The organism is Herbaspirillum sp. RV1423 (assembly GCF_000577615.1).
Lineage (GTDB): Bacteria > Pseudomonadota > Gammaproteobacteria > Burkholderiales > Burkholderiaceae_D > Herbaspirillum.
Genome location: NZ_CBXX010000013.1, coordinates 64,059 through 78,209, shown reverse-complemented (window position 1 = coordinate 78,209; position 14,151 = coordinate 64,059). Strand labels below are relative to the sequence as shown.

Annotated in this window: 13 protein-coding genes; 2 read left to right on the top strand and 11 right to left on the bottom strand. The window is 59.1% G+C overall.

The features are described 5' to 3' along the window. Window positions 1-3: 3 nt before the first annotated feature. Window positions 4-1,188 (top strand): MFS transporter, encoded by a 1,185-nt coding sequence (locus RV1423_RS14240; RefSeq protein WP_034297725.1) that lies wholly within the window; start codon window positions 4-6, stop codon window positions 1,186-1,188. A 28-nt stretch (window positions 1,189-1,216) separates the two neighbouring features. After that, a complete protein-coding gene (locus tag RV1423_RS14235) occupies window positions 1,217-2,272 on the top strand; it encodes an SDR family oxidoreductase (RefSeq protein ID WP_034297722.1) in 1,056 nt (351 codons plus the stop codon). Window positions 2,273-2,361: 89 nt separating this feature from the next. Here the strand turns inward: RV1423_RS14235 and RV1423_RS14230 are convergent, their stop codons facing one another. The 11 genes from RV1423_RS14230 to hisS all read right to left on the bottom strand — a co-directional run bounded on the left by RV1423_RS14230 (window position 2,362) and on the right by hisS (window position 14,076). Continuing rightward, window positions 2,362-2,898, bottom strand: a complete 537-nt coding sequence (locus tag RV1423_RS14230) for a phosphoribosyltransferase (protein WP_034297720.1) — start codon at window positions 2,896-2,898, stop codon at window positions 2,362-2,364. A gap of 38 nt (window positions 2,899-2,936) precedes the next feature. Continuing rightward, window positions 2,937-4,250, bottom strand: coding sequence for an adenylosuccinate synthase (locus tag RV1423_RS14225; RefSeq protein ID WP_034297717.1), 1,314 nt, complete (start codon window positions 4,248-4,250; stop codon window positions 2,937-2,939). A 3-nt stretch (window positions 4,251-4,253) separates the two neighbouring features. Continuing rightward, window positions 4,254-5,405: an ATP phosphoribosyltransferase regulatory subunit gene (locus RV1423_RS14220; protein ID WP_034297716.1), complete on the bottom strand. Its 1,152-nt coding sequence runs from the start codon at window positions 5,403-5,405 to the stop codon at window positions 4,254-4,256. Window positions 5,406-5,644: 239 nt separating this feature from the next. After that, window positions 5,645-6,529, bottom strand: a complete 885-nt coding sequence (gene hflC, locus RV1423_RS14215) for a protease modulator HflC (protein WP_034297713.1) — start codon at window positions 6,527-6,529, stop codon at window positions 5,645-5,647. Then, window positions 6,529-7,839 (bottom strand): FtsH protease activity modulator HflK, encoded by a 1,311-nt coding sequence (gene hflK, locus RV1423_RS14210; RefSeq protein WP_034297710.1) that lies wholly within the window; start codon window positions 7,837-7,839, stop codon window positions 6,529-6,531. The genes hflC and hflK overlap by 1 nt, the downstream gene beginning before the upstream one ends. A 98-nt stretch (window positions 7,840-7,937) precedes the next feature. Then, the gene (hflX, locus tag RV1423_RS14205) at window positions 7,938-9,065 is read right to left on the bottom strand and encodes a GTPase HflX (RefSeq protein WP_034297707.1); all 1,128 of its coding nucleotides are present in this window, start codon (window positions 9,063-9,065) and stop codon (window positions 7,938-7,940) included. Between the two features lie 39 nt (window positions 9,066-9,104). After that, window positions 9,105-9,344, bottom strand: coding sequence for an RNA chaperone Hfq (gene hfq, locus RV1423_RS14200; protein WP_034297704.1), 240 nt, complete (start codon window positions 9,342-9,344; stop codon window positions 9,105-9,107). Between the two features lie 120 nt (window positions 9,345-9,464). Further along, window positions 9,465-10,805 (bottom strand): ribosome biogenesis GTPase Der, encoded by a 1,341-nt coding sequence (gene der / locus RV1423_RS14195; protein WP_034297702.1) that lies wholly within the window; start codon window positions 10,803-10,805, stop codon window positions 9,465-9,467. Between the two features lie 6 nt (window positions 10,806-10,811). Continuing rightward, window positions 10,812-11,996, bottom strand: coding sequence for an outer membrane protein assembly factor BamB (bamB, locus tag RV1423_RS14190; RefSeq protein ID WP_034297700.1), 1,185 nt, complete (start codon window positions 11,994-11,996; stop codon window positions 10,812-10,814). A gap of 43 nt (window positions 11,997-12,039) precedes the next feature. Next, window positions 12,040-12,702 carry a tetratricopeptide repeat protein gene (locus tag RV1423_RS14185; protein WP_034297698.1) on the bottom strand — a complete coding sequence of 221 codons (663 nt, stop codon included), beginning with the start codon at window positions 12,700-12,702 and terminating at the stop codon, window positions 12,040-12,042. Window positions 12,703-12,729: 27 nt separating this feature from the next. Further along, window positions 12,730-14,076, bottom strand: coding sequence for a histidine--tRNA ligase (gene hisS, locus RV1423_RS14180; protein WP_034297696.1), 1,347 nt, complete (start codon window positions 14,074-14,076; stop codon window positions 12,730-12,732). Window positions 14,077-14,151: the final 75 nt, after the last annotated feature.

Below are 14,151 nucleotides of genomic sequence, written 5' to 3'. Positions count from 1 at the left end.
ATCATGCCGATTGCTTTATGGGCGCTGGCCATCAGCGCGTTCGCGATAGGAACCACGGAATTCGTCATCATGGGCCTGTTGCCCGAAGTCGCCGCCAATCTGGGGACAACCCTGTCATCGGCCGGGCTGCTGGTGACCGGCTACGCGCTCGGCGTGTTCGTCGGCGCACCGCTGGTCACCGCCACCACCGGCAAACTGCCGCGCAAGACCTTGCTGGTCGGCCTGATGGTGCTGTTCGTCATCGGCAACCTCGGTTGTGCGCTGGCGCCAGATTACACCGTGTTGATGATTTCTCGCATCGTTGCTTCGTTCTCGCACGGCGCTTTCTTCGGCGTCGGTTCGGTAGTCGCCACCAGCCTGGTCGCCAAGGAAAAACAGGCTTCGGCGATTGCCCTGATGTTCACCGGCCTGACCGTGGCCAACGTGCTGGGCGTGCCTTTCGGCACTTGGCTGGGCCAGGCTTACGGCTGGCGTTCGACATTCTGGGCAGTCAGCGCCATCGGCGTGGTCGCCTTGCTGGCGACCGCCTATCTGGTGCCACGTTCGGATGCCAGACAAGATGCCGACTTCAGCAGCGAACTGCGCGTGCTAGGCCGCCCGCAAGTGTTGCTGGGCCTGTTGATGACGGTGTTGGGCTTTGGCGGCGTGTTCGCGGCCTTCACCTATATCGCGCCTATCCTGACCGACATCACCGGCTTTCAGCCTGGCGCAGTGTCGCCGATCCTGTTGCTGTTCGGTGTCGGCCTGGTGGGCGGCAACCTGCTGGGAGGCAAATTCGCCGACAAGTACCTGATGCCCACCCTCGTGACGAGCCTGGTGCTGCTGGCCGGCGTGCTGGTGCTGTTCTCGTTCACCAGCCATTACAAGCTGGCTGCCGTGATCACCGTCGGCCTGCTCGGCGCCGCCGCCTTCGCCACCGTGCCGCCGCTCCAAATGCGCGTGCTGGAAAAAGCCGCCGGCGCGCCCAACCTGGCGTCGTCCGTGAATATCGCCGCCTTCAATCTCGGCAACGCGCTGGGCGCATGGCTGGGCGGCGTCACCATCGACCACGGCCCCGGCCTCAACGCCGTGGCGCTGGTTGCAGCGCTGATCACCGCCGGCGGACTGGTGGTAGCGCTGATCAGTTGGAAGCTCGATCGCAAAACGGCGGCGGCATCCAGACTCAGTACCGTCGGCGAAGTCTGTTAAATCCATCCGACCAATCTGAGCATCTGCCATGGACACGCAAAAAGTCGCCCTGGTGGTCGGCGCCCAAGGCGTTATCGGCTGCAACCTGATCGCTCATCTGCGCGATCAGGACGACTGGAACGTCGTCGGCCTGTCGCGCCGCGGCGGCGAGTCGGCCGGCCGCACGCAGCACATCGCGGTGGACCTGCTCGACAAGGAAGATGCCCGCGCCAAACTGGGCGGCCTGCGACAAGTCACGCACATTTTCTACGCCGCCTACCAGCACCGCCCGACCTGGGCCGAGCTGGTGGCGCCGAATCTGGCGATGCTGGTCAATACGCTGGAAAGCATCGAACCTGTCGCCGGCAACTTGCAGCACGTCAGCCTGATGCAGGGTTACAAGGTCTACGGCGGCCACCTCGGTCCCTTCAAGACGCCGGCGCGCGAGACCGATGCGCATTTCATGCCGCCGGAATTCATGTTCGACCAGCAGACCTATCTGGAGAACCGCCAACAGGGCAAGCCGTGGAGCTGGTCGGGCATACGTCCGGCGGTGGTCGGCGGTTTTGCGCTGGGCAATCCAATGAACCTGGCGCTGGCGATTGCGGTGTACGCCTCGATGTCGAAAGAACTGGGACTGCCGCTGCGCTTTCCCGGCAAACCTGGCTCTTACGACAAGCTGCTGGAAATGACCGATGCCGGCCTGCTGGCCAAGGCGACGGCATGGGCGGCGACCGATCCGCGCTGCGCGAATGAGGCTTTCAACATCGGCAACGGCGACCTGTTCCGCTGGAGCGAAATGTGGCCGAAAATCGCCCGCTACTTCGATCTGGAAGCGGCGCCGCCGCTGCCGTTATCGTTGACGAGCGTGATGGCCGACAAGGCCGATCTGTGGAAACAGATCGCCGGAAAGCATGGCCTCGCTCCGCACAGCTTTACAGATTTGTCGTCATGGGAGTTCAGCGACTTCGTCTTCTCGTGGGATTACGACATGTTCGGAGACAGCTCCAAGGCGCGCCGCTTCGGTTTCCATGAATATGTCGAGACGGAACGCATGTTCATGGACATCTTCGACGATTTCCGCCGGCGCAAGGTGATTCCCTGACGCCCTACCGGAGCGCCGGCCTTGAGCATAAAAAAAGAGCTTACGCCGATGCGTAAGCTCTTTTCATTTGCGGCGCAAGAAACACCAAATTACTTCGACTCGCCCTTCTTGACCCATGCCGCCAACTGATGCGGGCCGAGGCCGTCGTAGTCCTCAAACGGCTGATGGATCCACGGATTGGTCGGCAGGTAGTCGAGATGGTAATCCGGCTCGATGATCGAGCAGGCCTTCCACCACAACACGGCCGATTTGATCTCGGTCACGGCCGGATAATGCTCCTTCAGGTGTAGTTGCACCTTCTGCAGCGTCACACCGGAATCCACCAGGTCATCCACCAGCAAGACGCGGCCCGACAGGCTGCCCTTGGTGATGGTGATGTATTTGGCGATGTCCAGGCTGCTGCGAATGGTGCCGGCCGCTTCGCGGTAAGAACTGGTGGACAGGATCGCCAGCGGCACGTCGAAGATGCGCGAGAATACGTCGCCGGGACGCAGGCCGCCGCGCGCCAGGCACAGGACCTGATCGAACTGCCAGCCCGACTCGAACACTTTCAGGGCCAGCTTTTCAATGCTGCGGTTGTAATCATCCCAGGAGACCCACAGGTCTTTGTCGTCGGATATTTTCATTTTTCTGATGCTCGTCGTACAGAATTGCTTTTGCCGAATTACTTGAACGGATGGCGCAACACGATGGTTTCTTCGCGGTCGGGGCCGGTCGAAATCATGTCGATCGGCACACCCACCAGTTCCTCAATGCGCTTGATGTAGGCGCGTGCGTTCTGCGGCAAAACCTCCAGCGATTGTACGCCGACGGTCGATTCTTTCCAGCCCGGCATTTCTTCGTAGATAGGCTGGCAGGCTGCGGCCTCTTCGGCGCCGACCGGGAAGATATCGACGGTCTTGCCGTTGAGCGTGTAACCGGTGCACAGCTTGAGCGACTCAAGTCCGTCCAGCACGTCCAGCTTGGTCAGGCACATGCCGGAGACGCCGTTGATCTGCACCGAACGCTTGAGCAGCGCGGCGTCGAACCAGCCGCAGCGGCGCGCGCGGCCGGTCACGGTGCCGAATTCGTGGCCGACGGAAGCGAGGTGCTTGCCGACGCCGGCATCGGTCGGCAGTTCTGCCGGGAACGGGCCGGAACCGACGCGCGTGGTGTAGGCCTTGGTGATGCCCAGGATGTAATGCAGCATGTCGGGACCGACGCCGGCGCCGGCAGCGGCATTACCGGCCACGCAGTTGCTCGAGGTCACGAACGGATAGGTGCCGTGGTCGACGTCCAGCAGGCTGCCCTGCGCGCCTTCGAACAGCAGGTTGGCGCCTTGTTGGTTGGCGATGTGCAGGTCGTTGGAAACGTCGGCGACCATCGGCTTGAGGCGCGGCACATTGGCCAGCGCGTCGTCCAGCGTCTTTTGGTAGTCGACCGGCTGGGTCTTCAGGTATTGGGTCAGGACGAAGTTGTGGTAGTCCAGGTTCTCCAGCAGCTTTTCGGCGAAACGCTTTTCATTGAGCAGGTCGGCAACGCGAATGGCGCGGCGGGCGACCTTGTCTTCGTAGGCCGGGCCGATGCCCTTGCCGGTGGTGCCGATCTTGGCGGCGCCGCGCGCAGCTTCACGCGCCACGTCCAGGGCGACGTGGTAAGGCAGAATCAGCGGACAGGCCGCCGACACTTTCAGGCGCGTGGCGACTTCAACGCCGGCCGCATGCAGTTTGTCGATTTCGCGCAGCAGGTCGGGCACGGACAGCACCACGCCATTGCCGATGTAGCAAGCCACGCCAGGACGCATGATGCCGGACGGAATCAGTTGCAGTGCGGTCTTCTGACCGCCGATGACCAGTGTATGGCCGGCATTGTGGCCGCCCTGGAAACGCACCACGCCTTGCGCATGATCGGTCAGCCAATCGACGATCTTGCCTTTACCTTCATCGCCCCACTGCGTACCGATGACGACGACATTCCTTGCATTGCTTTTCTGTAACATGGCTTAACCCAAATTTTTGATAATCCAATTTCCATTGCTGAGCTCCACTGCGCGATCGCAGTCGAACTCGTCCTGGTCGTTCTCGTGTCCCGGGAGACTTTGAATGACAATTTCTCCGGCCTGGCGCAATTCCGCTATTTTCTCACGCAAACCGGCCTCGGTACCCCATGGCGCGCGAATTGCGCGCTTTCTTTCCGCACCCGGCATCAGACGGGCCAGTTCGCGCAAATCCATGGAAAAACCGGTCGCTGGACGGGCGCGTCCGAATGCTTCGCCGACGTGGTCGTAACGGCCGCCACGCACCACCGCATTGGGCAGGCCCGGCACATACGCCGCAAACATCACGCCACTGTGATAATGGTAGCCGCGCAAGTCGGCCAGATCGACGGTGACATTGGCTTCGCCCGCCAGTCGCGCCAGCGACTGCAGTTCGTCCAGCGCCTGGGCGATGCCGGGCATTGACGGCAAGACCTTGCGCGCCTTGGCGACAACATCGATGTCGCCATACAGGCCGGGCAGCGCCAGCAAGGCGTCGCGCGTAGTCGGCAGATAATCTTTCGTCACGACCTGCAGACCGGGAATATCCTTGGCTTCCAGCAAGCCGAACAATTGTGCGGCCTGCTTGCTCGCCTTCTCATCCTTGGCGATGATTGCGCGCAGCACGCCGACGTGACACAGATCCAGGCGCACCTTGTCGATACCGGCCAGCGCCAGCGACGCCAGCGCCAGTTCCTGGATTTCAGCATCGGCTTCGAGACCAGCGTGACCATATATCTCGGCGCCGATCTGCAGCGGTTCGCGCGTGGCGTGCAAACCAGATGGACGCGTATGCAGCACGCTGCCGGCATAGCACAGGCGCGTAACGGAATCGCGATTGAGCAAATGGGCGTCAATGCGCGCCACTTGCGTGGTCATGTCGGCGCGAATACCCAGCGTACGTCCCGACAACTGATCCACCAGCTTGAAGGTGCGCAGGTCGGTGTCCTGCCCGGCGCCGGTCAGCAGCGACTCCAGATATTCGAGCAGCGGCGGCATGACCATCTCGTAGCCGTACAATCGGAAATTGTCGAGCATGCTGCGGCGCAACTCTTCAATCTTGCGCGCTTCGGACGGCAAGACGTCGGCAATGTTTTCAGGAAGAAGCCAGTTAGGCATAACACAATTCAATCCAAAAATATGTCTGAACCAAACCCCCACCACACGCAGCAAGGCACACGCGTCCGAAGAAGCGTATGCCTGATGGAAACTGCGTCAATGTTGGGGAAACAAATACTCGAAAGAAATACCAGAGCAACAAAAAACAGAAGGATACCCTCGAACCAGCGGCATCCATTCCTGGGTTCTCTGAACCCCTTGAACCCCGAACTTCTGTTATATCACGATCTTCCCATGCTCTATTTCTTGGCGCTGACGCCTCCTACGCCCTTGAAATATTTGAAGAATTCGGAATTGGGGTCCACTACCATCAAATCGTGCCGGTTCTTGAAGCTCGCACGGTATGCCTCAAGGCTACGGTAGAACTTGAAGAATTCAGGATTCTGGCCGAATGCCTGCGCATAAATCTGGGAGGCCTTGGCATCACCGGCGCCGCGGATCTTTTCGGCATCGCGGTAAGCTTCCGCCAGGATCACGACACGCTGGCGATCCGCATCGGCGCGGATTTTTTCCGACTCTGCCGCACCGGTGGAGCGCAGTTCATTGGCCACGCGGGCGCGCTCGGACTTCATGCGCTCATAGACGGAATTGTTGATCTGCTCGACATAATCAACCCGGCGCAGTCGGACGTCAATGATTTCGGCGCCGATCTGCTTGGCCTCAGTGGCGACTTTGCGCTGGATCGCGTCCATCACTTTGCCGCGCTCGCCGGAAATCACTTCGCGCACGGTACGCTTGGTAATTTCTTCATTGAGCGCCGCCTTGACGATCTGCGACAGACGGTCTTGCGCACGACGGTCATCGCCGCCGAAGCTGATGAAATACAGGCGAGGATCAACGATGCGCCACTTGACGAAGGAGTCCACCAGGACGTTCTTCTTCTCTGCCGTGATAAAACGGTCAGCATCAGGCGTATCCAAGGTCTGGATGCGCTTGTCGAGATAGATCACATTCTGGAACGGCGGCGGCAACTTGAAATGCAGACCCGGCTCGGTCACCACTTGCTTGACTTCGCCGAGGGCGAAGACGATGGCCGACTGACGCTGTTCGACGACGAAAATGGTTGACGACACCAGCCAGATGGCGATGACGGCAACGATGATGCTGGTGATCAGGCGGCTCATTAACGTACCTCCCGATCGCGGGAATCACGCGCATCCCGATTACGGGAGTCGCGCTGGACATCGACTGGATACACTGGATCTGTTCCTGGAAGTGTTGGCGCGGCGGCTGCCGGCGACGGCGTCGTCGGCTTGGCGGCGGTGCTGTCGGTCTGCTGGATCAACTTGTCCAGCGGCAGGTACAGCAAGTTGTTGCCGCTCTTGGCGTCCACCATGACCTTGGTCGTGTTGGAAAATATCTGCTGCATGGTTTCCAGATACATGCGGTCGCGCGTCACGGCAGGCGCTTTCTGATACTCATCCAGAACCTGCTTGAAGCGGGCCGCATCGCCCTCTGCATTGGCGACGATGCGCGAACGATAGGCTTCAGCTTCTTCCAGCAGACGCGAAGACGCACCGCTGGCTTTCGGAATCACATCGTTGGCGTAGGCCTGGCCTTCGTTCTTTTGACGCTCGCGATCCTGGCCTGCTTTGACGGCATCATCGAAGGCTGCCTGCACCTGTTCGGGCGGTTGCACGCCTTGCATGGTGACATTGGTAATCTGCACGCCAGATTTGTAACGGTCAAGGATTTGCTGCATCAGTTGACCGACATCCAGTGCAACTTTTTCACGGCCTTCATACAGTACGAAGTCCATCTTGCTGCGGCCGACGATTTCACGAATGGCGGTCTCGGCGACCTGACGCACGGTTTCGTCCTGATCGCGATTGTTGAACAGCCATTCGGCGGCATTCTTCAACTTGTACTGGACGGCAAACTGGATATCGATGATATTTTCATCATCGGTCAGCATCAGGGCTTCCTTCAATTGCTTGTTCTTGGCGTTGCTGCGATAGCCGATTTCAGCAGTGCGCACTTGCGACACGTTGACGATTTCATGGCTTTGCACTGGATACGGCCAGCGCCAGTTGAAGCCCGGCAGCGTGGTATGGCTATACTTGCCGAAGGTCATGACGACAGCCGTCTGGCCTTCCTGCACGATAAAGAAACCGCTGGCCAGCCACAGGAAAGCGACGATGATGGCAATTACCCCGGCACCGATGCCTGCGCCCTTGATGTCACCGCGATTGAAGCCGCCATCGCCGTTGTCCGAACCGCCGCCATTGCCACGCTTGCCGAACATGCGACTCAGACGCTGATTGAAATCGCGCCAGAGCTGATCGAGATCGGGAGGGCCGTCTTCCGGCTTCTTGCCGCCATTACCACCGTTATTCTGATTTTGACGGTTGTTGTCGTCTTGCGAACCGCGCCCCCATTGGGGGTCGTTCAGCGAAAACTTCAAACCGAGTTTTTTGAATAGAGAAACAAGCATGCGTTGCGATCCGGCTTAGTAATTTAAAGAATCAAAAGGAATGCCCGCCAACCTCAGAACCGCCTGCACGACCAACCGTAGCGGTTCACGCCAACTGATTAATGCGCGTGCATATCTTGAGAATCGAGAATCTGCGATTGAGCGCCCCTGCGCGCTTCAATCGACGACCTGAGCGAATCGGCAATTGCCTGCCGCAACAAATCCAGGCCAGCACCAGTTTTCGCACTGACAAAAACCCGGTGGATTCTACCATACTCGTCTTGTTCGATCGCCGGTTCCAGCCCGGCGGCATCGATCTTGTTCCAGACCAGGATTTGGGGAATATGCTCTGCGCCAATCTCCTTGAGCACCAGATTGACCTGCTCGATTTGCTCCATGCGCACCGGACTTGCCGCATCCACAACATGCAGCAGCAAATCGGCATGGATGGTTTCTTCCAGCGTCGCACGGAAAGCCGCCACCAATTGGTGAGGCAGTTCACGGATGAAACCGACCGTATCGGAAATGACAACATGCCCCACTTCACCCAGGTAAACCCGACGCGAGGTCGTGTCGAGCGTGGCAAACAGTTGATTCGCGGCATACACGCCGGCCTTGGCCAGGGCGTTGAAAACCGTCGATTTTCCGGCATTGGTATAACCGACCAGCGACACCGAGAACGTATCATTGCGACCGCGTGCGCGGCGCTGCGTGGCATGTTGGCGGTGCAACTTGTCCAATTGGCCACGCAAGGCCTTGACGCGATCTCCCAGCAGCCGGCGGTCGGTTTCGAGCTGGGTCTCGCCCGGGCCGCGCAGGCCGATACCGCCCTTTTGCCGTTCCAAGTGAGTCCACCCACGAATCAGGCGGGTCGCCAAGTGTTGCAATTGAGCGAGTTCGACCTGCACCTTGCCTTCATGGCTTTTGGCGCGTTGGGCGAAAATATCGAGGATCAGGCTGGTACGGTCCAGCACCCGCGTTTTCAGCACCCGTTCTAGGTTGCGCTGTTGCGCGGGCGACAAGGCGTGGTTGAAGATGACAATGTCGAGTTCCAGGTCCGCGACCGCATCGGCGATCTCCTGAGCCTTGCCGGAACCGACAAAAAGCGCGGCGTCCGGACTGGCGCGCTTGCCCGTGATGGTCGTCACAGGTTCTGCGCCAGCCGATTTGGCCAGCAAAAACAGTTCATCCAGACTTGCGGCAAAATCGCTCTTGCCGAAATCCAGGCCGACTAGCGCGGCACGCATATCAGTATGCACACGGCATGGCGCCGGCTGGATAAACCATTATTCCGCTTCTGCCGAATCGAGGCTCAGGTTGACGGCGCGAGCAGGAACGACGGTCGAAATGGCATGTTTGTACACCATTTGCGTCACGGTATTGCGCAGCAGAACGACATATTGGTCGAACGACTCCACGTGGCCCTGCAGTTTGATCCCGTTGACCAGATAGATGGAAACGGGGACGTGTTCTTTTCTTAAGGCATTAAGAAATGGGTCTTGTAACAATTGCCCTTTGTTGCTCATGGCAGCTCCACTGTGTTGTTGTGATTAGGATTTGGAGGCACCTGAAAAAATTTCAAGTGCTTTACCAATCTATGCGTTATGAATGTAAACGATTTCCCACCTACCGCCAAGATTCGATGCTTATTTATCTTGGCGTACGAAAGGATTCTTGCTCGAGCGGAACTCGATACGGAGTGGAGTGCCAACCAGCGAGAAAGTTTCACGAAAATGCTTCTCGAGATAACGTTTGTAGTTGTCGTCCACGCCTTCAAGAGCGTTGCCGTGAATCACCACGACCGGAGGATTCATGCCGCCTTGGTGCGCATAGCGCAATTTCGGACGGATGGAGCCTTTGCGGCGAGGTTGCTGATGTTCTACGGCTTCAATCAGGGCGCGCGTAAGCTTCGGCGTGCTCAGGTTGGCCATTGCCGCCGCATAAGCCGAATCGATGGACTTCATCAGCGGGCCGATGCCAGTGGACTTCAGCGCGGAGATGAAATGGAATTTGGCGAACGACAGGAAGTTGAGCTTGCGCTCGAGATCCATCTTGATTTCATCACGCCGATCGCTTTGCAGACCATCCCACTTGTTCACCCCCACCACCAGCGCACGTCCAGACTCCAAGACAAAACCGGCAATATGCGCATCCTGCTCTGAAATATCTTGCTGGGCGTCGAGCAGCAATAGCACGACGTTGGCTTCCGAGATCGATTGCAAGGTCTTCACCACCGAAAACTTTTCGATGGCTTCGAACACCTTGCCGCGACGGCGAATACCGGCGGTATCAATCAGCGTATATTGCTTGCCGTCGCGTTCGAAAGGAATCTCGATCGAGTCGCGAGTCGTTCCCGGCATGTCGAAAGCGATCACGCGTTCTTCGCCAAGCAAGGTGTTGACCAGCGTCGACTTGCCGACATTGGGGCGGCCGACGATGGCGATCTTGATGCCGCGCGCGACATCGACTTCTTCGCCGAGATCGGGGCGCTGCGCCACGGCGACGTCCAGCGCCTCCTCCACTAGGTCGGCAACGCCATCGCCATGCGCGGCGGAAATCACGTAAGGATCGCCCAGTCCCAGCTCATAGAAATCGGCAGTCACCGAGGTGTACTTCATACCCTCGGATTTGTTGACCACCAGCATGACCGACCGGCCGGATTTGCGCAGGAAATCGGTGATGGTCTTGTCATGCGGGGTCAGGCCCTGGCGACCATCGACAATAAATATTACGACATCGGCCTCGACCACAGCCTGCTTGGTCTGTTTGGCCATTTCATGCATGATGCCTTCTTTGGCCACCGGCTCGAAACCGCCGGTATCGATCACCAAGAAGGGGCGTTCGCCGACCCGGCCTTCGCCGTAGTGACGATCGCGGGTCAATCCGGGCAAGTCTGCGACCAGCGCATCACGTGAACGGGTGAGCCGATTAAACAATGTCGACTTACCGACATTGGGACGACCAACAAGTGCAATAACCGGCTTCATTAAATATTATTCTGCCGCCAAGGCGACGACTGTTCCTGCTTGAGTTTGAAAAACGACGGCTTGCCCGGCGGCAATCGGCGTCGCCAGAATCGGACTGCCGTCAGTGCTTATACGGGCGACAAACGAACCATCGTCGCGCGACAGGAAATGGATGTAACCCTGATAATCCCCTACCGCGACGGCTTTGCCAACTGCAATCGGCGGCGACAAGCGGCGATAGGCCAGTTTGCCGTTACGCCACAGCGCGGCGCCGGTATCGCGGGTGAACTCAGTCACACCGCCCTTGTCGTCAGCCGAAAAGACGTAACGCTCATCCAGCGTCAAACCGGATTCGCTCGAAAAGTCCTTGATCCAGCGCACATTGCCATTGGCGACATCGAAACATCCGATACGCCCCTGGAAAGCAACCGCGCAAACATCGCGTACGCCCAGACCCGGCACGCCGGACACGTCGGCGATACGTTCAAGTTCGGTCGTGCCGCGCGGATCGCCCACGGCGACTTCCCAGCGCGGAGCGCCGTTGTTGAGCGCCAGCGCCGACAGACGACCGCCCGGCAAAGCGACATAGGCCGTCTGCGCATCCAGCACGATACCCGGTGCGGTGCGCAGGGTCAGCGTCGGCAACGGACGCAGCACCGTCCAGCGGCGCGCACCGCTTTCGGCGTCGAATGCGGTAATGCGGTTATCGATGCTGCGCACCACCACCAAGCCAGAGCCGATCGCAGGAGCGGACAAGACTTCGCTAGGCGCCTGCGCTTTCCACAGCGATTTGCCATTGCCGTCGAAAGCCTGGACCACGCCCTTCTCGCCTACCACCACCACAGTATTGCCATCGCTGCCGACGCCGGCCGTCAGCGACGTACCCGCATTGACGCGCCAGACGACCTGGCCGCTGGCTGCATTCAGACGCACCACAGCGCCATCGGCTGCTGCGGCAAAAATACTACCGCCGGCAAAGACCGGGCTGAACTGGAAGGTGCCGGCCTTGCCGACCGATGCCGTCCATACGGTTTGCGTGCGCAAAGTCTGCTTGAACTCAACCAGCGGCGCCGGAGGATTCACTTCCTTCTTGCTGGAAAACAGCGAGCAGCCCGACAGGACGGCAACCGCAGCAAACGCGCTCAGTTTGACCGCCAGGGAAGCTGCACGCCTGGAAACGCGCTGGGGAACGACTTGTGACTCACGACGCATATAATTTTTCCTCTTACCGGATTTCACGCTGTTGGAATAACACTCAGGCCGCAGCCTTGACTGGGGCGCCGCCAATGGCGTCGAGCTTCAACTGGATCAGTTGGCGGCCGGGATTTCTCTCGTCGGTCTTGTCCAACGCCAGTTGGTAGGCAACTCGCGCCTCGTCGCGCTTGTCTTGCGCCACCAGAATATCGCCCCTGCGATCGGCTACCGCACCGGCAAACTGAGCCGGAAAATCACCGGCTAGCAGTTTCAATGCATCGTCATACGCCTTTGCATCGAGCAGGATGCCGGCCAGACGGATTGCGGCAATCGCCTTGTATTCAGCATCGCGGCCATGGTCGATGACCCATTGCAACTGTTTCTTGGCGTTGTCGGCGTCGTTGGCGTCAAATGCCGCTTTCGCTGCCACCAGCGCGCTCATCTGCGCATACGCGGTGCCGCTGAACTTCTCTTGCATGTCGGTCGCGGCGCGCAGCACCTTGGCGTTGTCCTTGGCGTTGTCCTTGGCGTCAGCCGCCTTTTGCTGCTCTTCGTACAATTGCGCCGCCTGTTGCGATTGCTTGCTTTGGTAGATGCCCCAGCCGCTCCAGGCGGCGTAAGCGGCCAACGCGACAATCACTACCCAGGTCAGAAGATTGCCGTACTTGCTCCACCATGCCTTGATGGACGCCAACTGTTCTTGTTCTTCGAGATCGTATGCCATGAAATAAGTCTAAAAATGGTTCAGGGATTAAGGATGGTAATGAACGTGGTCATGATCATGGTCGTGATCGCCGACGATCTGCTCCACGACATAATCGGTCACGCCGTCAAACGGAATCGTAACCTGCTTGCTTTCGCCATCCTCCGTGCGCATGGTCTTGACGGTCGCAGTCGCGTTCATTACTTCATCTTCGCCAATAATGACCGCAAACGCCGCACCGCTGGCGTCCGCCTTCTTCATTTGCGACTTGAAACTACCGCCTGCGCTCGCCGATGCGCAATGTAGCACAACATCCAGCCCGGCACCGCGTAATCTTTCCGCCAGCACGAAGGATTGCAGTTGTGCATCTTCGCCCTGATGGACCAGATAGACGTCGCATTGGTTCGGCGCATATTGCTCGCCGCCGGCTTTCATGAGCTCCAGCAAACGTTCCACGCCCATGGCGAAACCGCAGGCCGGTGTCGGCTTGCCGCCGAACATCTCGATCAGCGGATCGTAGCGTCCGCCGCCGCAGACAGTGCCTTGCGAACCGAGCTGGTCGGTCACCCACTCGAACACGGTGCGGTTGTAATAATCCATGCCGCGCACCAGGCGCGGGTTGATCGTGAACGGAATGTTGTTGTGGCGCAGGATCTTTTGCACGCCTTCGAAGTGCGCGCGCGATTCTTCGCCGAGGTAGTCCAGCAGCTTGGGGGCCGCATTGACCATCTCCTGCATCGTCGGATTCTTGGTGTCGAGGATGCGCAGCGGATTCGCGTACAGGCGACGCTGGGCATCGGTGTCCAGCAACTCCTTGTGCTGTTCGAAATAGGCAATCAGATCGGCGCGATGCTTGCTGCGCTCTTCCGCGTCGCCGATGGAGTTCAGTTCCAGGCGGATGTCCTGCAGGCCGAGGTCGTCCCACAGGCGCTGGCACATCATGATCAGTTCGGCGTCGATATCCGGGCCCGTGAAGCCCAGCGCTTCCGCGCCGACCTGATGGAACTGGCGATAGCGGCCGCGCTGTGGACGCTCGTGGCGGAACATCGGACCCGCGTACCAGAGTCGCTTGGGACCATCGTAAGTCAGGTTGTGTTCGAGCGCTGCGCGCACCACGCTGGCGGTGTTTTCCGGCCGCAGAGTCAGGTTGTCGCCGTTCATGGAGTCTGTGAAGGAATACATTTCCTTTTCGACGATATCGGTGACTTCACCCAGGCCGCGTGCGAACAAGGCGGTCGGTTCGACGATAGGCGTGCGGATTTGCTGGAAGCCGTAGCTCTTCAATACCGAGTGCACGGTATTCTCGAACAATTCCCACAGCGGGGCATCGGCCGGCAGGATGTCATTCATCCCTTTGACGCCGACGATTTTTTCGATTTTCTTGTTTTCAGACATGCTAGTGATTTTCAGGTTTGTTCAGTCGGCGGCCATCTGCGCAAAGGCCCGCCCTCAGGCGAGTTCTGGCCACAG

Bases quoted from the DNA above. Each gene is read 5' to 3' on its own strand.
- der (WP_034297702.1), bottom strand. From the start codon at position 10,805: ATGAAGCCGGTTATTGCACTTGTTGGTCGTCCCAATGTCGGTAAGTCG.
- bamB (WP_034297700.1), bottom strand. From the start codon at position 11,996: ATGCGTCGTGAGTCACAAGTCGTTCCCCAGCGCGTTTCCAGGCGTGCA.
- hflK (WP_034297710.1), bottom strand. From the start codon at position 7,839: ATGCTTGTTTCTCTATTCAAAAAACTCGGTTTGAAGTTTTCGCTGAAC.
- RV1423_RS14225 (WP_034297717.1), bottom strand. From the start codon at position 4,250: ATGTTACAGAAAAGCAATGCAAGGAATGTCGTCGTCATCGGTACGCAG.
- hfq (WP_034297704.1), bottom strand. From the start codon at position 9,344: ATGAGCAACAAAGGGCAATTGTTACAAGACCCATTTCTTAATGCCTTA.
- hisS (WP_034297696.1), bottom strand. From the start codon at position 14,076: ATGTCTGAAAACAAGAAAATCGAAAAAATCGTCGGCGTCAAAGGGATG.
- RV1423_RS14240 (WP_034297725.1), top strand. From the start codon at position 4: ATGCCGATTGCTTTATGGGCGCTGGCCATCAGCGCGTTCGCGATAGGA.
- RV1423_RS14185 (WP_034297698.1), bottom strand. From the start codon at position 12,702: ATGGCATACGATCTCGAAGAACAAGAACAGTTGGCGTCCATCAAGGCA.
- RV1423_RS14220 (WP_034297716.1), bottom strand. From the start codon at position 5,405: ATGCCTAACTGGCTTCTTCCTGAAAACATTGCCGACGTCTTGCCGTCC.
- RV1423_RS14235 (WP_034297722.1), top strand. From the start codon at position 1,217: ATGGACACGCAAAAAGTCGCCCTGGTGGTCGGCGCCCAAGGCGTTATC.
- RV1423_RS14230 (WP_034297720.1), bottom strand. From the start codon at position 2,898: ATGAAAATATCCGACGACAAAGACCTGTGGGTCTCCTGGGATGATTAC.
- hflX (WP_034297707.1), bottom strand. From the start codon at position 9,065: ATGCGTGCCGCGCTAGTCGGCCTGGATTTCGGCAAGAGCGATTTTGCC.
- hflC (WP_034297713.1), bottom strand. From the start codon at position 6,529: ATGAGCCGCCTGATCACCAGCATCATCGTTGCCGTCATCGCCATCTGG.